This window comes from Bacillus amyloliquefaciens DSM 7 = ATCC 23350, assembly GCF_000196735.1.
Classification (GTDB): Bacteria; Bacillota; Bacilli; order Bacillales; family Bacillaceae; genus Bacillus; species Bacillus amyloliquefaciens.
The window spans coordinates 2,008,969-2,031,255 of the sequence record NC_014551.1 but is presented as its reverse complement, the minus strand read 5'-3'; the positions used below and the strand labels follow the sequence as shown (position 1 = coordinate 2,031,255).

The window sequence follows — 22,287 nt, the reverse complement described above, 5'->3', positions numbered from 1 at the left end:
GAGCGGGAGGAAAACATGGACAAAACGAAAAATATCCAAAACATTTATCCCCTCAGCCGAATGCAGGAAGGAATGCTTTTCCATTCCTTTCTGCAAAAGGAGGGGTCTGCATATATCGAGCAATCCGTCTTCACCATAAAAGGCCGGCTTCGTCCGGAATTGTTTGAACAAAGCGTGCAGTCTGTCATCAGCCGCCATGACATTTTCAGAACGGTTTTTTTACCTCATGTCGCTCAGCTGAACGGACCCCGCCAAGTCGTGCTGCGTGAGCGGGAATTCCGATTGCGCAGCGAAGATCTTACACATTTGGATGAAGCGGGACAAAACAGCTTTATACAGCAGTTTAAGGAACGTGACCGCTTAAAAGGCTTCGATTTGCAAAAGGATATGCTGATGCGTGTTTCTTTGTTTAAAACGGCAGACGAAGAATATGTATGTGTCTGGAGCCATCATCACATCCTCATGGACGGCTGGTGCCTCGGCATCGTCCTTCAAGAATTTATGCATATTTACAAGACGATTGAATCAGGTTCGCCCGTCACACTGGCGCCCGCAAAGCCTTACAGCACGTATATTACATGGCTGACTGATCAGGACAAAGACGCAGCTTCTGATTATTGGAAAGGATATTTATCGGACTGTGAGACACCCTCAGGACTCCCGAAAATATCGGCCCGTCCCCCGGAGGAAAAAGGCTACCGGAAGAAGGAGCTGCTGTTTTCTTTAGACGAAAACCTGACAGCCAAGCTGAAAACCATTGCCAAAGAAGAGGGTGCTACACTCGCGGTGCTTATGCAGACCGTATGGGGCCTGATGCTGCAGCGCTACAATCGGACGGACGATGCCGTTTTCGGAGCCGTCGTATCAGGGCGGCCTTCCGTTATTGCCGGAGTGGAAAACATGATCGGGCTGTTTATCAATACCGTGCCGGTACGCATCAAAACCGGTGATGAAAGCTTTAGAGAACTGCTGGGCCGCTGCCAGAAAGAAATGCTTGATTCAGAGGCGTTCAGCTACCATCCGCTTGCTGACATCCAATCTCAGACTGAGCTGAAACAGGATTTAATCGACCATATCATCGTGTTTGAAAATTATCCGATTCAGCAGCAGATGAAAGACGCGGAAAAGGAATCGGATGCACCGTTTCGAATCGGGAATGTCAACGTGTCGGAACAATCAGGCTACGATTTTAACCTGATCATAGCGCCCGGCGATGAGCTGCTCATCAAATTCAGCTACAATGCGAATGTTTATGATGAAGTATGGATAGAGAGCGTAAAAGGACATTTAGAAGAAGCCCTGCGCGGCGCCGCCTTCAATCCCGATGTTCCGGCTGACCGGCTTCCGATGCTCGGACAAAAGGAAAAATCAAGAATAATCGGCGAATTTAATGATACGAAAACAACTTATGAAAGAGATGAAAGCATCATCAGCCTGTTCAGCCGGCAGGCGGAAAAAACTCCGGATCATCAGGCGCTGCACGCCGGCGGGCTGACGTTGACGTACCGGGAGCTTGATGAACGGTCAACTGAATTCGCCGGCATCCTGCTGGAAAACGGTTTGACGCAAAAGGGAATCGCCGGGATTCTGGCCGAACGCTCACCGGAATTTATCATCGCTGTTCTCGCTGTATTAAAAGCGGGAGGGACGTACCTTCCGCTTGATGCAGATCTGCCTTCCGACAGAATCGCCGATATGCTCAGTGAGAGCGGGGCACAGCTGTTAACGGTACAAAAAGGGATTGAGACTGACATTGACTTTTCCAGTATCATTTCAATCCCGGTTGCAGCTGAGAAACAAACCGCTGACATGAGAAAGCTGAATACCGTTACAGCACCTGATGACCTTGCCTATATTATGTATACATCCGGTTCAACAGGAAAACCAAAGGGCGTGATGATTTCCAACCGAAACGTCGTATCACTCGTGTCAAACAGCAATTACTCGTCGGCCGGCACGACGGATCGTCTCATTCTGACAGGGTCCATCGGTTTTGACGCAGTGACGTTTGAAATATTCGGAGCGCTTTTAAACGGGGCATGCCTTCATGTGGTTGACCGCTCGACAATGCTTGCCCCTGAGAGGTTCGGCAGCTATCTTTCTGCCAACCGTATTACGATTCTGTTTTTGACTACGGCGCTTTTTAACCAGTTCGCCCAGGCAGACCCGGAGATGTTTTCCGGATTGCACACCTTATATGTCGGCGGAGAAGCTTTGTCGCCGGCACTCATCAATAAGGTCAGACACCGCTGCCCGAATCTCAGCCTTTATAACATATACGGACCGACGGAAAATACGACGTTTTCCACCTTTTACGAAATCACGCATGATTTTTCTCAGCCGATCCCAATCGGAAAACCGATCAGCAATTCAACCGCATTCATTATCGATAAAAATGGCGGGCTTGCGCCGATCGGCGTGCCGGGTGAGCTTTGCGTCGGCGGTGACGGGGTTGCCAAAGGCTACTTAAACAGGCCTGAATTAACAAGTGAAGCATTTGTCAGCCACCCGATTCACCCTGAAGAAAAAATCTACAGAACAGGCGACTTGGCGCACTGGCTGCCTGATGGAAGCATCGGGTACATCAGCCGTATCGACCGCCAATTCAAGATTCGCGGGAAGCGGATCGAGCCGGCCGAAATTGAAGCGCGGCTGACTGAAATTGACGGGATCAGGGAAGCGGCTGTCACCGTGTCACAAGAAGGACAAGAAGCCATTCTATGCGCGTATTATACGGGCGCACATATTGAAGAAAGGACCATTCGATCCCTATTGGCAAGGTCGCTTCCCGACTATATGATTCCGCAGTATGTGACTAAGCTTGACCGTATGCCGCTAACCGCAAACGGCAAAGTGGACCGCCGCAGACTGCCTACGCCAGAACGAAAAAAAGCCTCATCAAAAGCCGTTCCGCCCCGAAACTGGGTCGAGCGTGAGCTGATCGACATTTGGACGCCGATCCTCGGCTGCGGGGAGCTGGGCATACAGGATGACTTCTTTGAGCTGGGCGGCCACTCTTTAAAAGCATTGCAAGTCATTCATCAGCTGAAGACGAGGCAGCAGATGGATGTGCCGATTGAAATGATATTTGAATATCCGACAATTGAGCAATTGGCTGAAAAACTGTATTCCAGCAAACTATCAGAAGCTGCCGAACAGCATATCAGCAGACTGAATCAGCCGAAAGGACGCAATCTTTTCTGTTTTCCGCCTATCTCAGGTTTCGGGATTTTCTTCAAAGATCTTGCGGCGGCATTAAATGGACGGGCTGCTGTGTACGGCTTTAACTTTATTGAAGAAGACAGCAGAATGGAACAATACATTGATAAAATGCTGGAAATCCAGCCGGAAGGCCCTTATATCCTCTTCGGATATTCGGCAGGCGGCAATACGGCATTTGAGGCGGCAAAAGCGATGGAAAAACGGGGCTTAAAAGTCAGCGATGTCATTATCGCAGACGCGTACAGAAAGCTTGACGCACTTCCGCCGCAGCCAATGAACGCAACAGCCGAAAATGTCCCGGAAGCGGTCAGAGAAGCGGTCATCAAAAAGACAGAGGGCTATCAAACGTACTGGGCGGAACTGATAAATGACGGCCAAATCGCGGCAAACCTCCACTTTATTGAGGCCGGCATAAAGGAAGAGCACAGCGATAAGCCCGAGCCGAAGAAATGGGAAGGCGCCACAACGGGTCTCTATCAGGAATATCAAGGCGAGGGCGCCCATAAAGATATGTTTGAACCGGCCTTTGCACACCAAAATGCTGAGGTCATACTGGAGATCGTTGCAAACAGCGGCAGACGCTTGGAACGGAATCTGTAACATCCGGCAGAATGGTTCAAGAAGACAGAGGGCAAGATAGGGGAATCAAACCCAGTTTTTTGGAGGCTTGTCATGACGAACCTATCTTGGCTTACGTATGTAATGATCATCCTTGCCAGCTACCGGCTGACCCATTTAATTGTATTTGATAAGATTACGGAATTCATAAGAAAACCCTTTTTAAAGCAAGAAAAAACCGTCGATCAAAACGGGCGCACCGTGCAAAAAAAAGTCCCGTCCTCCACATTCGGTTATATGCTGCAATGTTATTGGTGTGCGGGTGTCTGGTGCGCCATATTAATCGGCATCTGCTATTTGGTCTGGCCCCGCTTTGCTCATCCGGTTATTTTCATTTTGTCCATTGCCGGAGCGCAGGCCATTCTTGAGACTTGCGTCGGCGTCGGAACGAAGGTCATTGACGTGCTGGCCGCCATAAAACATAAAAAGTCCTGAAGCGATTTGTTTCGCTTTAGGACTTTTTTCTTTCTCTTTTAGTCTTAGAGGAGCAAAGAAGACTTTCTGATTCACCGCCCGGAATGCTTCGGAATACCGTAAAGCAGAGAGGGGGAAAAACATGAAAGGCTGCCGTTCCAGCATGATATGGTTTTTGGCCGTTTTACTGACAGCCGGCATCTTTACAATGTCAGCATCAGCAAAAGCAAGCGGCACTCAGCCGGAGAGAGAAATGAGAGCCGTATGGATCGCGTCTGTCACCAATATCGACTGGCCCTCTAAAAAAGGGCTGTCACCTGATGAGCAAAAAAAAGAATACAGCAAGCTGCTGGATGACGTTCAGGCAATGGGGATGAACGCCGTTATCGTCCAAATTAAGCCGACGGCTGATGCTTTTTATCCATCAGATTACGGACCTTGGTCAGAGTATTTGACAGGAACTCAAGGTAAAAATCCGGGGTACGATCCGCTTGCTTTTTTAGTTGAAGAGACACACAAACGGAATCTTGAATTCCATGCTTGGTTCAATCCTTACCGGATCACGATGAATCACACAAATTTGAATGCGCTTTCAAGTGATCATCCCGCCCGTTCCCATCCGGACTGGGTCGCTGCATATGGAAACCAGCTGTATTATAATCCGGGCATTCCGGAAGTAAGGCAATTTATAACGGATGGGATCAAAGAGGTGGTCAGCCGTTATGACATTGATGCGGTTCATATGGATGATTATTTTTATCCTTATAAAATTGCCGGACAGGAATTCCCCGATCAGGCGGAATACGAACGGTACGGAAAAGCTCACTTTGCATCAATTGATGACTGGCGCAGGGATAACGTCAACCGTCTTGTAAAAGAGATCAATCAGACCATTAAACGAGAAAAACCTTATGTCAAATTCGGAATCAGCCCGTTCGGCGTATGGAGAAACGCCGCAGATGACCCGACAGGCTCCAAAACGGCCGCCGGGGTGCGGAACTACGATGACTTATACGCTGACACAAGAGAATGGATCCAAAAAGGATATATTGATTACATCGCACCGCAGATTTACTGGAGCATCGGGTTTAAAGCAGCAGCATATGACGTCTTGACGGATTGGTGGGGGAAAGAAGTGAACAATCGCCCGGTGCATTTATATATCGGGCAGGCGGCTTATAAAATCAATAACAACGCTGATCCTGCCTGGGCCGACCCGGAGGAATACGGAAGACAGATTGCTCTTAACAGGGGATCGGCATGGGTTAAAGGCAGCATGCATTTCAGTTTAAAGGATCTGAACCGTAATCCGCTCAATGTGAAAAGCCGTTTGCTCAAAGACATGTACAGCCGTCCAGCATTAATTCCCGAGATGCCATGGCTTGGACATTCCGCTTTAAAAAAGCCGGCTGTCAAACGAGCGGAAAAAAATGCTTCAGGCAATACACTCTATATCGAAGATGCGAAATCCAACGGTAAGAAAACGGCTTATTACGCCATTTACCGCGCAGAAAAGGGAAAGCAGCCTTATTTAGTGGATACAGTCAGAAAAACAGCGTCACGGACGCAAACATTTTCAGATACTGATACTGATATCCGGGCGAAAGGCGCCTGCACCTATATCGTTACTTCCGTTGACAGGCTCCACCATGAGAGCCGTCCCTCCGCAAAACGGACGGTTAAATAACATTTTTACAAAACTGACAGCTCCTGAGCTGTCAGTTTTTTTGCAGATGAGTCGGAATGTTCAGACTTTATTTGAATGGAATGAATAAAGACCCCCATTAATAAAATGTAGAAAGCAGCAGAAGGAGGAAGATTAATGAATTTTCAACTGACAAAAGAACAGCAGCTGGTGCGCGAAATGGTCAGAGATTTTGCCAAAAATGAAATTGCCCCGAAAGCCCATGAGGTTGATCAATCAGCCGTCTTCCCGGCAGACACATTTAAAAAAATAGGCGAACTCGGTCTGCTCGGAATTCCGTTTCCGGAAGAATACGGCGGGGCGGGCGGTGACACCATTTCATATGCAATAGCGGTTGAAGAAATCGGAAAAGCCTGCGGAAGCACGGGGCTAAGCTACGCGGCGGCCGTGTCACTCGGCGCAAGCCCATTATACTATTTCGGTACTGAACAGCAAAAACAAGAACACCTTACTCCGCTTGCTTCCGGAAAAGCGCTCGGATCATTCGGGCTGACAGAGCCAAATGCCGGTTCAGACGCTGGCGGAACACAGACAAAAGCCGAGAAAAAAGGCGATGACTATGTAATAAACGGTGAGAAATGCTGGATCACAAACGCCAATTACGCCCGCACGGTCATTGTCACCGCCGTGACGGGAAAGAACTCCGCCGGAAAACCGATCATCTCAGCCCTCATTGTTCCGACAGACACACCGGGATTTACGATCACAAACCCGTACGACAAGATGGGTGTGAGAGGATCGGATACGGCCGAACTTGTGCTGGAAGATGTCAGGGTGCCTGCCGACAACCTGCTTGGCGATCCTGAGAAGGGGTTTAAACAATTTTTATATACGTTAGACGGCGGACGGATTTCAATTGCGGCGCTTGCTGTCGGTATCGCTCAAGGGGCATTGGAGGCGTCTCTGTCATATGCGAAAGAACGCAAGCAGTTCGGCAGCCCGATCTCATCATTTCAAGCCATTCAATTTAAACTCGCTGACATGGCGATGGAAATTGACCTTGCCAGACAAATGGTGCTTAAAGCGGCATGGCTGAAGGATCAAAACCTGCCATTTACGAAAGAAGCGGCATTCGCCAAGCTCTATGCTTCAGAAATGGCCGTCAGAACGTGCCTTCAGGCCATTCAAATTCACGGCGGTTCCGGATACATGAAGGAATACGGGGTCGAACGCATGCTTCGTGACGCAAAGCTGATGGAGATTGGCGAGGGAACGTCAGAAATTCAAAGAATGGTCATCGCGAGACAGCTGTTGAAGTGAAATGAAAACGTTTACCAAAGCAATGATGGAAGGAGGCAGGTCATATGGCTGAACTTATCCATTTAACAGCGGGAAAGCTGCTTGAGCGGACCGTGGAGCTTTTCCCGGACCATGAAGCGGTTGTTTACCCTGAGCGCGGCCTCCGTTATACGTATGCCGAGTTTGACCGGTTATGCCGGCAGACCGCAAAAGGGCTGATGAAGCTGGGAATTGAAAAAGGAGATCATGTGGCCATATGGGCATCCAACATACCGGAATGGCTCGCGGCGTAATTTGCAACGGCGAAAATCGGCGCCGTTCTGATCACCATCAATACGAATTTTCAAATCGCAGAGTTGGATTACCTGCTGACCCATTCAGACGTCTCGGCCCTGATAATCATGGACTCCTACCGGCAGACATCTTATGTCGAGTTGGTGAATAAACTGATTCCGGAGCTGAAAACTTGTGAGCGCGGCAGACTGCGTTCGAAACGTTATCCTTTTTTACAGACAGTGTTATATATCGGTGATCAAAGCCCGCCCGGAATGCATCATTGGGATGCTCTGCTGAAGGATGCAGAAACCGTAACGGATGCAGAGCTTGACAGAAGGATGGACAGCCTGAAAAAGGATGATTGCATTCATATGCAATATACGTCAGGTACGACGGGATTTCCGAAAGGCGTCATGCTCTCACATTTTAATATCGTAAATAACGCGGCCAACATCGCAGAATGTATGAAGCTTACCTCAAGTGACCGTTTATGCATCCCCGTGCCATTTTTCCACTGCTTCGGGTGTGTGCTCGGCGTGCTGGCATGTGTATCCGCGGGGGCGGCGATGATTCCGATCGAGCAGTTTTCTCCGCCATCCGTTCTGAAAACGGTGGAACAAGAAGCCTGCACGGCTCTGCACGGTGTGCCGACGATGTTTATCGCCCTGCTTCATGACAGCGGTTTTTCTGATTATGACCTTTCTCACGTCCGAACCGGCATTATGGCAGGCTCGCCATGCCCGGCGGAAGTCATGAGAGAAGTAATCGGCAAAATGGGGATGACCGACATTACCATTGCCTACGGACAGACTGAAGCATCACCTGTCATTACGCAGACTAGAACGGATGATCCGTTTGAAAGAAGAGTGGAAACAGCGGGGCGCGCGCTTCCCCATATCGAAGTCGGAATTGTTCGGCCCGGAACATCCGAGGAGGCTGCACGGGGCGAACAGGGAGAGCTCTGCACCCGCGGATACCATGTCATGAAAGGCTATTATAAAAATCAAGAAGCAACCGAAGAAGCGATAGATAAAGACGGCTGGCTGCATACCGGTGATTTGGCGGTCATGGACGAGGACGGGTACTGCAAAATCACAGGCCGTCTGAAAGACATGCTGATCAGGGGCGGCGAAAATATCTATCCCCGGGAGATTGAAGAAATGTTATATCGGCATCCAGCGGTAGCAGACGTTCAGGTCGTCGGTGTCCCTGATCCGAAATACGGCGAAGAGGCCGCGGCGTGGATCAGGCTCAAAGACGGACAAACCGCTTCTGCAGAAGACATCAGAACCTTTTGCAAAGAAAATATAGCCCGCTATAAAGTCCCCCGGTATGTGTTGTTCACAGATGAATATCCCATGACAGCCTCAGGAAAAATCCAGAAATTCAAACTGCGGGAAAAAACGATTGAAGAGCTCAAGTTAATTTAATGAAAAAGGAGTGCTTCACAATTGTTTAAAAAAGTTCTGATTGCCAATAGAGGAGAAATCGCCTTAAGAATAATCCGCACCTGCAAACGTCTCGGCATCCCCTCGGTATCTGTCTATTCAGAAGCCGACCGGGATGCGCTCCATGTAAAAGCGGCTGATGAGGCCTACCTGATCGGTCAATCGAGAGTAAATGAAAGCTATTTACATATTGACAGAATCATAGAAGCCGCTAAAGCCGCCGGAGCCGACGCCATCCATCCCGGCTACGGGCTGCTGTCAGAAAACAGCCGGTTCGCCGAACGCTGCCGAAAGGAACACATCACATTCATCGGCCCGCCAGGTGACATCATCGTTAAGATGGGAAGCAAGATAGAAGCGCGAAAAACGATGCAGCAGGCAAAAGTCCCGATCGTTCCCGGTGTTTCAGAGCCATTGCCCGATGTTCACTCGGCCTTAGCCGAAGCCCGTGCCATCGGCTTTCCGGTCATGCTGAAAGCGTCCGCAGGAGGAGGCGGAATCGGCATGCAGATCGTACATTCGGAAGAAGAACTGGCAAAAGCGTTTGAAGGCAATCAAAAGCGGGCCGCGTCTTTTTTCGGCGACGGCGCAATGTATATGGAAAAAGTCATTGAAAACGCCCGTCATATTGAAATTCAGATTCTCGCAGATTCTTTCGGCAATACCGTTCACCTGTTTGAACGTGACTGTTCAGTGCAAAGGCGCCATCAAAAAGTGATAGAAGAAGCGCCATCGCCGTTTGTTGATGAGGAATTAAGACAAAGACTCGGTGAAACCGCCGTTAAAGCCGCTAAATCTATCGGCTACCAAAATGCGGGCACAATAGAGTTTCTTGTCGACCAAAAGAAACAAATCTATTTCTTAGAGATGAATACAAGACTGCAGGTAGAGCATCCGGTGACAGAAGAAATTACGGGACTGGATCTTGTGGAAGAACAGCTGAAAATTGCCGCGGGACAGCCGCTGACTTTCTCGCAGAAAGACATCACCCATCACGGGCATGCGATAGAAGTGCGGATTTATGCGGAAGATCCGGTCACCTTTTATCCGTCACCCGGCACTATCTCCTCTTTCTCCGTTTTACGGCATCCGTCAGTGAGACACGAATGCGCCGTTGAAAAGGGCAGCACCGTTTCTCCGTTTTACGATCCGATGATTGCCAAAATGATTGTTACGGCAAAAACGAGAAAACAAGCCATTGAACAACTGAAAACCGCCCTTGGCGAATATCATGTAGAAGGAATTAAAACCAATATTCCGCTGCTGACAAAAATCGCCTGTTCAGAAGCGTTTGAAAAGGGTGAAGCGACAACCGGATTTTTACAAACAATAAACGGGGAGGCGTCAAAATGAGCGTCATAAAAATTCAAATGGCCGGTAACCTGTGGAAAATTCATGTGAAACCGGGCGATGTCATTGAGGAAGGACAGGAAGTGGCTATCTTGGAATCTATGAAAATGGAAATTCCGATCATCGCTGATGCATCCGGAACGGTGAAAGAAGTGAAAAAAACGGAAGGCGATTTCACTGATGAAGGAGAGGTCCTGATTGAGCTTCAATAAAACGGGAGGTGCAGCATGAACTGTCCGAAGCATGTCCGCATCAACGAAGTAGGGCCTCGTGACGGCCTGCAGAATGAATCGGCGTGGGTGGATACAGAAGATAAGATTGAGTGGATCAATATGCTGTCAAAGACAGGACTTCCCTATATCGAAGTGACATCATTCGTGCATCCGAGATGGATTCCGGCTCTTCGTGACAGTCTGGATGTCGCAAAGGGGATTGCCAGATCAGAAGATACGGTCTACGCGGCTCTCGTTCCAAACCTCATCGGACTGGAACATGCAGCAGAAGGCAGAATTGATCAAGCCTGTGTGTTTTTATCAGCAAGCGAAACCCATAACCAAAAAAACGTAAACAAACCGATTGACCGGACCGTTCAAGAACTCAGGCGGGTCATTACTGAAGCAAAAGCTGAAAAAATGGCGACGAGAGCGTATCTGTCCACTGTATTTGGCTGCCCGTACGAACAGAACGTGCCGGTCGAACAAGTCGTCCGCCTGGCAGACACCCTGATCGAAATGGGTGTTGATGAATTATCGCTCGGCGACACAATCGGCGCGGCGAATCCCTTGCAGGTCATCGCCGTGCTTGAAGCCCTTTTGCCGAGAATTCCGGCATCAAACATCGCACTCCATTTCCATGATACAAGAGGCACGGCTCTTGCGAATATCATTCCCGCCCTTGATATGGGCATTACATCCTTTGATACCTCCTCAGGCGGGCTTGGCGGCTGCCCGTATGCCCCGGGATCAGCAGGCAACGCCGCCACAGAAGATGTCATTTATATGCTTGAACAAATGGGGATTGATACCGGGACGGACTTGAATAAACTTCTTGAGGCCGCCGGCTGGATCGGGGACAAAATCGGCAAAGACCTGCCAAGCAGAAACCTGCAGGTATTCAGAACGAAATGAGAAAGGAGAAGCCATGGGAGATTGTGTCTTGTATTCCGTCTGTCAAGAAACGATCGGTCTGATCACACTGAACCGCCCGCATGCAGCCAACTCGCTGTCTTCTGAAATGATTGATGATTTACAGCGTGTAATTACAGACATCAGAAACTCGCCGGCTATTCGCTGCGTCATTCTCACCGGCTCCGGAAACACATTTTGCGCCGGTGCTGATTTAAAAGAAAGAGCAGGAATGAATCATGAACAAGTCAAGCAAAGCGTCAGGCGTATCGGCGAAACAGCCGCCTCAATTGAAGCTCTCCCGCAGCCGGTCATTGCAGCGCTGAACGGAACTGCTGTAGGAGGAGGTCTTGAACTTGCTCTCGCCTGCGATATCAGAACAGCCGTCAGCCGGGCGGGTCTCGGCCTACCTGAAACAGGCCTTGCGATCATTCCCGGGGCGGGGGGAACACAGAGACTGCCGCGGCTTATCGGTCCCGGCGCTGCAAAAGAATTGATTTACACCGGCCGAAGACTCACGGCTCAAGAAGCAAAAGACATGAAGCTGGTCGAGCATGTATGTGAAGCCGGGGAGCTTATGGAAAAAGTAAAAGCACTGGCCGGACGCATCGCCGCCAATGGACCGATCGCCGTCAGACAAGCAAAATTCGCGATAAACAAGGGTCTGGAGACAGATCTCAATACAGGGCTCACCATCGAACGAAAAGCATATGAACAAGTCATCCCGACACTTGACAGAGAAGAGGGCCTGCGCGCCTTTAAAGAAAAAAGACCCCCTGAATACAAAGGAAAATAAAACATGGAGGGACTCGGATGGATTACGAAAAAGAACGGCAGACACGCAGCAAAACGATTGAAAAAGGAGGAGCGGAGAAATATCACGCAAGCAACGAAAAAAAGGGAAAACTGTTTGTAAGAGACAGGCTGAAGCTTCTATTCGATGACGGCATATCCGTAGAAGATGCTTTTTTCGCCGAATGTATGTCAGACGGACTGCCGGCTGACGGGGTCGTCACCGGAATCGGAACTATCGGCGGCAGAACCGTTTGTGTGATGGCAAACGACTCAACCGTAAAGGCGGGTTCATGGGGCGCGAAAACGGTGGAAAAAATCATCCGCATTCAGGAAACGGCGGAAAAGCTGCAGTGTCCGCTTCTGTACTTAGTCGATTCAGCAGGTGCGAGAATTACGGATCAGGTCGACATGTTCCCGGGCAGGAGGGGAGCCGGACGCATTTTTTATAATCAAGTAAAGCTGTCGGGACGCATTCCGCAAATCTGCTTATTGTTCGGTCCTTCCGCTGCGGGCGGCGCTTACATCCCGGCATTTTGCGACATCGTCATTATGGTTGAAGGCAATGCATCCATGTACTTAGGCTCTCCGCGCATGGCGGAAATGGTAATCGGCGAAAAGGTATCGCTTGAAGAAATGGGCGGCGCCCGTATGCATTGTTCCGTATCAGGCTGCGGTGATCTTCTCGCCCGGACGGAACAGGAAGCAATTACGATGGCGCAGACATATCTCAGCTATTTTCCGGCAAATTATACTGAAAAAGCACCCGTCAACACATCCAAGAATCCGAAAGCTTTTGAAAAACCGCTCTCAGATGTCATTCCGGCACATCAAAACGCGCCGTTCAACATGATGGATTTAATTGAACGTGTCATCGATGAAGACTCCTTTTTTGAGATCAAACCATTATTTGCGCAGGAATTAATAACGGGGCTTGCGCGGATTCACGGACAGCCGGTCGGCATTATCGCCAACCAGCCGCGTGTCAAAGGCGGGGTTTTATTTCTCGATTCGGCGGACAAAGCCGCAAAATTCATCGCTTTGTGCGACGCATTTCATATTCCGCTTCTGTTTTTGGCAGACATCCCCGGCTTTATGATCGGAACGAAGGTTGAGCAGGCGGGCATCATCAGACATGGCGCAAAAATGATCTCCGCAATGGCCGAAGCGACTGTTCCGAAGCTTTCCGTTATTGTCAGAAAAGCCTACGGTGCCGGATTATATGCGATGGCGGGCCCGGCTTTTGAACCGGATTGCTGCTTAGCGCTGCCGACTGCGCAAATTGCCGTTATGGGGCCTGAGGCAGCGGTGAATGCGGTATATGCAAACAAAATCAGCGAACTCGCTCCTGAAGAAAGATCGGCTTTTATTCAAGAAAAGCGTGATGAATACAAGGAAGACATCAACCTTTACCGCCTCGCCTCTGAAATGGTGATTGACGGCATCGTTCCCGCTGATTCCTTGCGGGAAGAACTCAATAAACGCCTCACTGCTTACATGTCCAAACAACTGACATTCACACACCGGAAACACCCCGTATACCCGGTATAAAGAAAAAAGACCGCATAGATCCGGCCCGCGGCCGTTCTTCTATGCAGTCTTTTTTTCATAGTCTTGATCTCATCTTTTTCACGACAAAATAAACAACAATAAATACAAGAGCCAATATAATGATCGGAGTCGTATACATTCCGGCATAGCTGTCTACATCTTTCCACTGTCCGCCGAGCTGATACCCGAGATAAACGAAAATGATAGACCACGGAATAATCGCAAGCGTCGTCAAGGTGACAAACTTGGAAAGAGGCATTTTCGCGAGTCCGGCAGGGATGGAAATCGCGTGTCTGACGACCGGGATAAACCGTGCCGAGAATACCACGCCCGCGCCGTAACGGCGAAACCAGTTTTCCGCAACATCAATATGATGCTTTTTCAGCAGTAAGTACTTGCCGTACTTGTCCAAAAACGGACGTCCTCCATAACGGGCGATCCAGTAAATAAAACATTGCGCGATCGTTCCCCCGATGACACCGGCGATAATGGCGCCGATAAAACTGATCGTACCTTCTGACACCATATAGCCTCCGTAAGCCAGAACGATTTCACTCGGAATGATTTCGATCATTAACCCGAGCGCAATCCCTAAATAGCCCATACTTGTCAGCCAGGATAATATTTCACTAATAAAATTGCCCACACTGTTCACAACCTCACTATCTTTTTACCCAATTATATGACTGATTGACAAGCAAAATGGTTACAAATTATTTTTTAATGCGTCATTTCTTCAGATTCTCTTTTTAACACCTCTTCTAAATAAGCTAAAAGTTTCGGTCTCATTTCTTTCCGCAGAAGCCCGATCTCCGTCCCGGCTTTAAAACACCCGAGCTTATCGCCTATATCGAACCGGCTTCCTTCAAGTTCCCGCGCGTAAATGCTCCGGGTGCGGCACACTTTGCGCAGCGCATCAGTTAATTGGATTTCGCTGCCCGCGCCTCGTCCGATCGTTTTGAGCGCCTGGAAAATGGCAGGGGTTAATATGTATCGGCCCATCACGGCAATACGTGAGGGCGCCTTTTCAGCAGCCGGCTTCTCAATCAGGTCTTCAACCTGATACACATGACCGCTTTGCCGCCCCGTCTGTATAATACCATATTTGCTGACATCAGCAGGCTCGACGGGCTGTACGCCGATTGTTTCTGTGCCGTGCTGGTTATAGACGTCTATGAGCTGCGAAAGCGCGGGGGTGTCAGATACCATAATATCATCTCCTAAGAGAACGGCAAAAGGCTCATCTCCGATAAAATGCTCCGCACACAATACCGCATGTCCTAAGCCGAGCGGCTCTTTCTGGCGGATGTAATGAATATTGGCCAAATCGGCAATCTGCTGCATTTCCTTAAGCATCTCCGTCTTGCCTTTTTCCTGCAGATTGAATTCCAATTCCGCCAACCGGTCAAAATGATCTTCAATCGAGCGTTTGTTTCTCCCCGTAATAATCAGTATATCTTCAATTCCTGATTCTGCGGCCTCTTCTACAATATATTGGATTGCCGGTTTGTCGACAATCGGCAGCATTTCTTTCGGCTGCGCCTTTGTCGCCGGCAGAAATCTCGTGCCTAAACCCGCTGCGGGGATGACCGCTTTTCTCACTTTTTTTCTCATTCATCTTCACTCCTGATCCTGTATGTTTTTCAGCGAATCCCCAAATACCCAGATTCGGTTTCCGATAAAATTCATCATCATTCCGCCGATAGTGGCGGCAAGCTTACTCACCAAAAGCGTACAGCCGCTTTTTTGAAACGCGTAAAGCAATAAAAAGGTGATCACCGACGCGGCGGCATTAATCATGAGAAAGCGCACGATCTCTTTCCCGTCGGCCTTGCGTTTTACACGAAACGTCCAGTTTCGGTTCCACACATAGCTGTTGATGATCCCCGCCGAATAGGAACAGATCTGAGCCGGCAGATAAGGGACATGGCAAGCGGTGAGAAGGAAGAAGACACCAAAATCTATTAGCGTATTTCCCACGCCCACGGTGCAAAAACGGCCTAACGTCTTTATTTTTTCTTTCAGCATAACGGCACCCGGTTTTGACCTCCCTTCATAATAAAATGCGGATGGCTGTCATAGTTGTTGATAGGGATTACTTTAGCGGACAGTGTTGAATAAACAATTACTAAAATATGAACAAAACATGAAAACGTAATGAGGCCTTGCCGTTCCATTATGTTAACAGTTTAATAGTTTTGGTTGACATATTTCGTGAGGGACACTAATATTCTGTATAAGTGTTAACCTATATTTATTTTGGTTTACATTAATTTTCAAGGTAAGAGAAAGCAGGGGAGAGAATGGAGGAAGAGATATATTACAGCGTCAGAATGAGAGCTTCCCGGGACGCACCTCATGAGCAGGGAGGAAAACACATTTCCGGCGGAGAACGGCTCATCACTTACAGCGGATTACAAGAAGCGGTGAATGGCTTATTACATAAAGGCTTCTCGCATTCAAGAGGGACACCTGATTTTATGCAGATACAGCTTGAAAGCATCAATCAACCGATCAAAACGATCCGCCCGTTACCGGTTGCCGTACATCAAACAGATACGGCAGAGAAAGGACAAGCAGTCGCCCGGAAGCTTCTGCAAAAAGCCGGGATTCCTCCGCACATGATAGAGAAAGCCTATCAAAATATCGCGGAATATGCAGAAGTAAGAGGAGCGGTCCTGTTCGACATTCAGACGGGAAAACGCATTGACGGCAGAAAGGAAAGAGGTGTACGGGTATCCCGCATGGATTGGCCGGCACACGATTTTCAAAAATGGACTCTCGAGCACAAAATGCCGGAAAATCCAAGAATAAAAGAAGCGCATGCCATCGCGGCAAAGGTTTGTGCGCATCCGGGCATCATAGCTGAACTGTGCTGGTCGGATGACCCTGATTACATAACAGGCTACGTTGCCGCAAAGAAGCTGGGCTATCAGCGGATTACCAAGATGAAGAATGCCGGAGATGAAAGCGGCTGCCGGATTTTCTTTACAGATGGAGCCATAGATACAGAGAGCTGTATACATTTTTTAGAGAAGCAGCCTGTATTCATTCAGAGGGAGGGGAAAATATGAAACAATCAATGATTGAAAAAAGCAAAAAGCATCTTTGGCTGCCCTTCACACAAATGAAAGATTACGATGAAGATCCGTTAATCATTGAAAGCGGAAACGGAATTATGCTGAAAGATACAAGCGGCAAAGAATATTATGACGGCTTTTCTTCAGTATGGCTCAATGTACACGGCCACCGCAAAAAGGAAATGGATGAGGCGATTCAAAAACAGCTTGAAAAAATCGCTCATTCTACTTTGCTGGGCATGACGAACGTTCCCGCAACAGAACTTGCCGAGATGCTGACGAGCATCACACCGGAAAAGCTGACGCGCGTTTTTTACTCTGACAGCGGAGCGGAAGCGATGGAAATCGCTCTGAAAATGGCCTTTCAATACTGGAAAAACATAGGGCGGCCTGAGAAGCAGACATTCATTTCTATGCAGAACGGCTATCACGGCGACACGATCGGAGCCGTCAGCGTCGGCTCTATTGAACTTTTCCATCATGTGTACGGCCCGCTGATGTTTGAAAGCTACAAAGCCCCGATTCCTTATGTATACAGATCTGAAAACGGCGACCCCGTTCAGTGCCGGGATGAATGTCTTAGCGCGCTCGAACAGCTGCTTGCGGAGCATCACGAAGAGATTGCGGCACTTACGATTGAATCGATGGTGCAGGGGGCATCCGGCATGATCGTCATGCCTGAAGGCTTTCTGGCAGGCGTACGAAAGCTGTGTACGGCATATGATGTGTTAATGATCGTTGACGAAGTGGCGACGGGTTTCGGCCGTACCGGAAAAATGTTTGCCTGTGAGCATGAAAATGTCCAGCCTGATTTGATGGCGGCAGGGAAAGGAATTACCGGAGGCTATTTGCCGATTGCCGTGACGTTTGCCACAGAAGCGATTTATGAAGCCTTCTACGATGACTATAACAAAATGAAAACATTTTTCCACGGGCACTCCTATACAGGAAATCAGCTTGGTTGTGCCGCGGCAATTGAAAATCTGCGTTTATTTGAATCAGAGCGCATCGTTGAACAGGTCGCCGAAAAATCAAAAACAGCAGCGATGTTTCTTCATGATCTGAAGCAGCTTCCTCATGTCGGCGATATCCGTCAGCTCGGTTTGATGTGCGGCATAGAGCTTGTGCAGGATAAGGAGACGAAACAGCCTTATCCGCCTGAAAAGAGGATAGGATACGAGGTATCTTTAAAAATGAGAGAGCTTGGTATGCTGACGAGACCGCTCGGAGACGTAATCGCCTTTCTTCCGCCGCTTGCCAGCACAGCTGATCAGTTAAAAGCCATGATCTCCATTATGAAAGAAGCGATAGCCGAGGTGACCGGCCGTGGATTTTGACGGATGGCTCCTCGGAAGGCTCGATGCGGTGAAAACAGACGGGCTGTATCGGACGCTGCGAACACAGGAAACCGCTCTCAAAACCAAGGGGCAAAAGCGGCAGATCTGGGCGTCTAATGACTATTTGGGTCTGTCAAAAGACGAACGGCTGATCACAGCCGCGCAAACGGCGCTGAGCCGATTCGGGGCAGGAAGCAGCGGCTCACGGTTAACCACCGGAAATACGCTATGGCACGAAAAACTTGAAAAAACAATCGCGGACTTTAAACAGACGGAAGCTGCTTTATTGTTTTCAAGCGGTTACTTGGCAAATATCGGCGTGCTTGCTTCACTGCCGCAAAAAGGCGATGTCATTTTAAGCGATCAATTGAACCATGCGAGCATTGTGGACGGCTGCCGTTTATCAAAAGCGGAAACCATTGTGTACCGACATATTGATATGGCAGATCTCGAGAACAAACTTGCCTCCGTCCAGTCTCGGAACCGCCGCTTTATCGTCACGGACGGCGTATTCAGCATGGACGGCACCATTGCCCCGCTTGACAGCATAATGGCGCTTGCAAAGAAGTATCAGGCATTTGTAATAGTAGATGACGCGCATGCAACCGGGGTACTCGGGGAAAACGGCGGAGGAACCAGTGAATATTTTGGTGTTAGGCCTGATGTTGTCATCGGCACATTAAGTAAAGCTGTCGGAACGGAGGGCGGTTTTGCCGCAGGATCAAACATTTTCATTGATTTTTTGCTGAATCATGCGCGGACGTTTATTTTTCAGACGGCCGTCGCGCCGGCGATTTGTGCGGCTTCGCATACGGCATTTGACATCATAAAGGGCATGCACGGTACACGCCGTGTACTGCTGTCATCTATCAAAACGATAAAAACCCGTCTCGCCGACATGGGATTTACCGTAAGAGGCGGAGATACACCGATTCTCCCCGTCATCATCGGTGATGCAAAAACAACGGTCTCAGCCGCTGCGTTACTGGAGAAAAAGGGGATCTGCGCCCCTGCCATCCGCCCGCCAGCCGTTCCGGATGGTGAAAGCAGAATCAGGCTGACCGTCACGGCGGACCGCAGCTTACAGGACATAGATGAGCTGACAGAAGCATTTGATTCCATTAGAAAAGAGCTGAACATCAACCAATGAGAAGTTTTTTTGTCACAGGAACAGATACCGGCGTCGGAAAAACCATCGTCTCTTGCGGACTTGCCGCGGCATTCAGGCAGAGACAGGCGGATGTCGGAGTATTTAAGCCGTTTTTAAGCGGAGTGCCGCGGACTCATCCGGAAAGTGACACTTCTCTGTTGAAAGATATGTCACAAACCGCACTGTCTCATGAAGAAATTACGCCATTTGAATGGAAAGAGCCGCTTGCACCGTACACGGCCGCCATGCTTGAGGGAAAATCCGTAAGTATGGAGGAGGTCACGGTTCACTGGAAAAAGATTAAAAATCGTCATGAGTGTTTCATCGTCGAAGGAGCAGGCGGCATTTCCGTACCGCTCGGTGAAAATTACTTAGTCAGTGATCTGATAAAAGCCCTGGAATTGCCGGCGGTGATTGTGGCCAGGCCTGATCTCGGAACCATCAACCACACATATTTAACCGTTGAATATGCGAAAAACATGGGAATAGACATTATCGGCATCATCATCAACGGCGTAAAAAGCCGGCCGGGGCTGGATGAAAAGACAAACCCGAACATAATTGAAGCGCTGTGCGGAGTTCCGATTTTAGGAATCACACCGAAGCTGGAACACGTTTCAGCGGAAAACATTCAACACATGATTGAGAAACATGTAGATGTTTCTACTTTCATGAATCTGACACAAATGGGGAGATAAACATGAATCAATGGATGGATCTTGCAGAGAGAGTGCTGGACGGGGCGGAAGTAACGAATCAGGAAGCGCTTGCCATTTTAAATTGTCCTGATGATGATCTTTTATTGCTGATGCATGCCGCTTTCCATATCAGAAAACGATTTTACGGAAAAAAAGTAAAGCTGAATATGATTATGAATGCTAAATCAGGGCTGTGTCCGGAAAATTGCGGGTACTGTTCACAATCTTCAATATCAAAAGCGCCGATTGAGTCTTATCGGATGGTGGATAAGCATATATTGCTTAAGGGGGCAAAACGCGCCCATGACCTGAATATAGGAACATACTGTATCGTCGCCAGCGGACGGGGCCCGTCAAACAGAGAAGTAGACCAAGTGGTTGATGCCGTCAAAGAAATTAAAGAAACGTACGGTTTAAAAATTTGCGCATGCCTCGGTCTGCTGAAGCCGGAACAGGCAGAGCGGCTGAAACAGGCAGGAGTAGACCGGTACAATCATAACATCAATACATCACAAAGGAATCACTCAAACATTACAACCTCTCACACGTATGACGACAGGGTTAATACGGTGGAAACGGCCAAACAATCGGGGATGTCGCCTTGTTCGGGTGTCATCGTCGGCATGAAAGAGACGAAACAGGATGTCGTTGATATGGCGAACAGCTTAAAAGCGCTTGACGCCGACAGCATCCCTGTTAATTTTCTGCATGCGATTGACGGAACCCCGTTAGAGGGGGTAAGCGAATTAAACCCGGTATATTGCCTGAAAGTGCTCGCTTTGTTCCGTTTTATCAATCCGGCAAAAGAAATCCGCATCTCAGGAGGCCGGGAAGTCAATCTTCGTTCACTGCAACCGCTCGGTTTGTACGCAGCAAATTCCATATTCGTCGGCGATTACTTAACAACCTCAGGGCAGCACGAAACAGAGGATCATAAAATGCTCCATGATTTAGGGTTTGAAGTCGAATCCGTTGAAGAAATGAAAGCCGACTTACAATCCGCCTGCAATACGGAGATATAAAATGACGGCGGGCCTATCGATTGCACATCCGTCCCTCCATGCGGATTCAGATTTTTGGAATAACCCTTATCCGTTTTATGACAAACTGCGGGCCGTTGATCCCGTGTATCAAGGAACCGTTTTAAAATACCCGGGGCGCTACATCACCGGATATCAAGAAGCGGAAGCCGTCCTGAAAGACACCAGATTTAAAAACCGCATTCCGATGCCTGAAGCGTCAGCTAAATATAAACACCTGAAAAACTTGCAGAAGGATATGCTGCTGTTTACGAATCACTCAGACCATAAGCGGCTTCGCATGCTGATCGGCAAAGCATTCACTCTGAAAAAAGCGGAGCGGCTGAAACCCTTTATAACAGCAACGGTTCATGATGTGTTAGACCAAATAGATCACAGTAAAACCGCAGACCTTGTATCAGACTTCGCCTTCCCAGTGGCGAGTCTCGTCATTGCGGACATACTCGGGGTGCCGAAAGAAGACAGAGCAAGCTTCAGGGAGTGGACCGCGGACGTCATTCAGGCCATTGACCTGACACGCTCTAAAAAGTCGCTGCTTAAAGCCGGCGGTACAGCCGGCAAGCTGACGGCGTATTTTAAAGATTTGATTCAAAAACGGAAAACAGAGCCCCAAAAAGACGTCATCACCACACTTATCAGCGAAGAACAGCTTACAGAAGAAGAAGTGCTCGCATCCTGCATCCTGCTCATTATCGCCGGACACGAAACGACGGTGAATCTGATCTGCAATGGCGTGTTTTCATTATTGAAACATCCGGCCGAGCTCAGCAAATTGCTGGAAAATCCGCAGCTGATTGCATCTGCAACTGAGGAATTTCTACGCTTTGAAAGCCCGGCGCAGCTGACGGCTCGTACAGCTTCAGAAGACTGCGTCATCAATCAGCACCTCATAAAAAAAGGAGAGCAGGTATATATTCTGTTAGGCGCAGCCAACCGCGACCCGGAGGTATTTCATCGTCCCCATCAGCTGGACATTACGAGAAATCCCAATCCGCATCTGGCATTCGGAAAAGGCGCCCACGTCTGTATCGGCTCCTCATTAGCGCGGATTGAGGCCCAAACGGCCATCCTCACACTGCTGGAGCGGGCCCCTGATATTCGCCTTGTGAAAACAGATGTTACATACCGCAAACTCTTCGGTTTCAGGTCGCTTTCAGCGCTTCCGGTTGTTCTCAGCTGATGACATTGCAGAAGGGGCAGGTTTATCAAGCCCCTTCTCTAAGATGAAACAGTTCCTCTTATC

17 protein-coding genes and 2 pseudogenes are annotated in these 22,287 nt (G+C 48.9%); 16 read left to right on the top strand and 3 right to left on the bottom strand.

Annotation, left to right across the window (positions count from 1 at the left end; all coding sequences use genetic code 11):
- The first annotated feature begins 15 nt into the window (after window positions 1-15).
- The 10 genes and pseudogenes from BAMF_RS30340 to BAMF_RS30295 all read left to right on the top strand — a co-directional run bounded on the left by BAMF_RS30340 (window position 16) and on the right by BAMF_RS30295 (window position 13,739).
- The gene (locus BAMF_RS30340) at window positions 16-3,822 is read left to right on the top strand and encodes a non-ribosomal peptide synthetase (RefSeq protein WP_013352475.1); all 3,807 of its coding nucleotides are present in this window, start codon (window positions 16-18) and stop codon (window positions 3,820-3,822) included.
- Window positions 3,823-3,894: 72 nt separating this feature from the next.
- Complete coding sequence (locus tag BAMF_RS30335) at window positions 3,895-4,275, top strand: DUF1360 domain-containing protein (RefSeq protein WP_013352474.1); 381 nt, start codon at window positions 3,895-3,897, stop codon at window positions 4,273-4,275.
- Between the two features lie 121 nt (window positions 4,276-4,396).
- Window positions 4,397-5,941 carry a glycoside hydrolase family 10 protein gene (locus tag BAMF_RS30330; RefSeq protein WP_013352473.1) on the top strand — a complete coding sequence of 515 codons (1,545 nt, stop codon included), beginning with the start codon at window positions 4,397-4,399 and terminating at the stop codon, window positions 5,939-5,941.
- A 135-nt stretch (window positions 5,942-6,076) separates the two neighbouring features.
- Entirely contained in the window at window positions 6,077-7,219 is a 1,143-nt protein-coding gene (locus tag BAMF_RS30325) for an acyl-CoA dehydrogenase (protein WP_013352472.1), read from the top strand.
- A gap of 44 nt (window positions 7,220-7,263) precedes the next feature.
- A pseudogene (locus BAMF_RS30320) lies at window positions 7,264-8,904 on the top strand (AMP-binding protein).
- 21 nt (window positions 8,905-8,925) lie between these two features.
- Window positions 8,926-10,275 (top strand): acetyl-CoA carboxylase biotin carboxylase subunit, encoded by a 1,350-nt coding sequence (locus tag BAMF_RS30315; protein ID WP_013352469.1) that lies wholly within the window; start codon window positions 8,926-8,928, stop codon window positions 10,273-10,275.
- Complete coding sequence (locus BAMF_RS30310; protein WP_013352468.1) at window positions 10,272-10,484, top strand: acetyl-CoA carboxylase biotin carboxyl carrier protein subunit; 213 nt, start codon at window positions 10,272-10,274, stop codon at window positions 10,482-10,484. Before BAMF_RS30315 ends, BAMF_RS30310 begins: the two co-directional genes overlap by 4 nt.
- 15 nt (window positions 10,485-10,499) lie before the next feature.
- Window positions 10,500-11,399 (top strand): hydroxymethylglutaryl-CoA lyase, encoded by a 900-nt coding sequence (locus tag BAMF_RS30305; RefSeq protein WP_013352467.1) that lies wholly within the window; start codon window positions 10,500-10,502, stop codon window positions 11,397-11,399.
- Between the two features lie 13 nt (window positions 11,400-11,412).
- Complete coding sequence (locus tag BAMF_RS30300; RefSeq protein ID WP_013352466.1) at window positions 11,413-12,192, top strand: enoyl-CoA hydratase; 780 nt, start codon at window positions 11,413-11,415, stop codon at window positions 12,190-12,192.
- Window positions 12,193-12,209: 17 nt separating this feature from the next.
- Window positions 12,210-13,739, top strand: coding sequence for an acyl-CoA carboxylase subunit beta (locus tag BAMF_RS30295; RefSeq protein ID WP_013352465.1), 1,530 nt, complete (start codon window positions 12,210-12,212; stop codon window positions 13,737-13,739).
- Window positions 13,740-13,794: 55 nt separating this feature from the next.
- On the opposite strand, the gene uptA is transcribed toward BAMF_RS30295, so the two are convergent.
- The 3 genes and pseudogenes from uptA to BAMF_RS30280 form a co-directional block, all read right to left on the bottom strand.
- A complete protein-coding gene (gene uptA, locus BAMF_RS30290; RefSeq protein WP_013352464.1) occupies window positions 13,795-14,385 on the bottom strand; it encodes an undecaprenyl phosphate transporter UptA in 591 nt (196 codons plus the stop codon).
- Window positions 14,386-14,459: 74 nt separating this feature from the next.
- Window positions 14,460-15,353 carry a UTP--glucose-1-phosphate uridylyltransferase GalU gene (gene galU, locus BAMF_RS30285; RefSeq protein WP_013352463.1) on the bottom strand — a complete coding sequence of 298 codons (894 nt, stop codon included), beginning with the start codon at window positions 15,351-15,353 and terminating at the stop codon, window positions 14,460-14,462.
- 6 nt (window positions 15,354-15,359) lie between these two features.
- A pseudogene (locus BAMF_RS30280) lies at window positions 15,360-15,819 on the bottom strand (GtrA family protein).
- A 223-nt stretch (window positions 15,820-16,042) separates the two neighbouring features.
- On the opposite strand from BAMF_RS30280, the gene BAMF_RS30275 reads away from it, so the two are divergent.
- From BAMF_RS30275 to BAMF_RS30250, 6 genes are read left to right on the top strand one after another with little or no spacing between them, the layout of a single operon-like run.
- Entirely contained in the window at window positions 16,043-16,813 is a 771-nt protein-coding gene (locus tag BAMF_RS30275; protein WP_013352461.1) for a 6-carboxyhexanoate--CoA ligase, read from the top strand.
- Window positions 16,810-18,156: an adenosylmethionine--8-amino-7-oxononanoate transaminase gene (gene bioA / locus BAMF_RS30270; protein WP_013352460.1), complete on the top strand. Its 1,347-nt coding sequence runs from the start codon at window positions 16,810-16,812 to the stop codon at window positions 18,154-18,156. Before BAMF_RS30275 ends, bioA begins: the two co-directional genes overlap by 4 nt.
- A complete protein-coding gene (bioF, locus tag BAMF_RS30265) occupies window positions 18,146-19,306 on the top strand; it encodes an 8-amino-7-oxononanoate synthase (protein ID WP_013352459.1) in 1,161 nt (386 codons plus the stop codon). The genes bioA and bioF overlap by 11 nt, the downstream gene beginning before the upstream one ends.
- Window positions 19,303-20,004, top strand: a complete 702-nt coding sequence (gene bioD, locus BAMF_RS30260) for a dethiobiotin synthase (RefSeq protein ID WP_013352458.1) — start codon at window positions 19,303-19,305, stop codon at window positions 20,002-20,004. Before bioF ends, bioD begins: the two co-directional genes overlap by 4 nt.
- Before the next feature lie 2 nt (window positions 20,005-20,006).
- Window positions 20,007-21,026 carry a biotin synthase BioB gene (gene bioB, locus BAMF_RS30255; RefSeq protein WP_013352457.1) on the top strand — a complete coding sequence of 340 codons (1,020 nt, stop codon included), beginning with the start codon at window positions 20,007-20,009 and terminating at the stop codon, window positions 21,024-21,026.
- 1 nt (window position 21,027) lies between these two features.
- Window positions 21,028-22,224 carry a cytochrome P450 gene (locus tag BAMF_RS30250; RefSeq protein WP_013352456.1) on the top strand — a complete coding sequence of 399 codons (1,197 nt, stop codon included), beginning with the start codon at window positions 21,028-21,030 and terminating at the stop codon, window positions 22,222-22,224.
- Window positions 22,225-22,287: the final 63 nt, after the last annotated feature.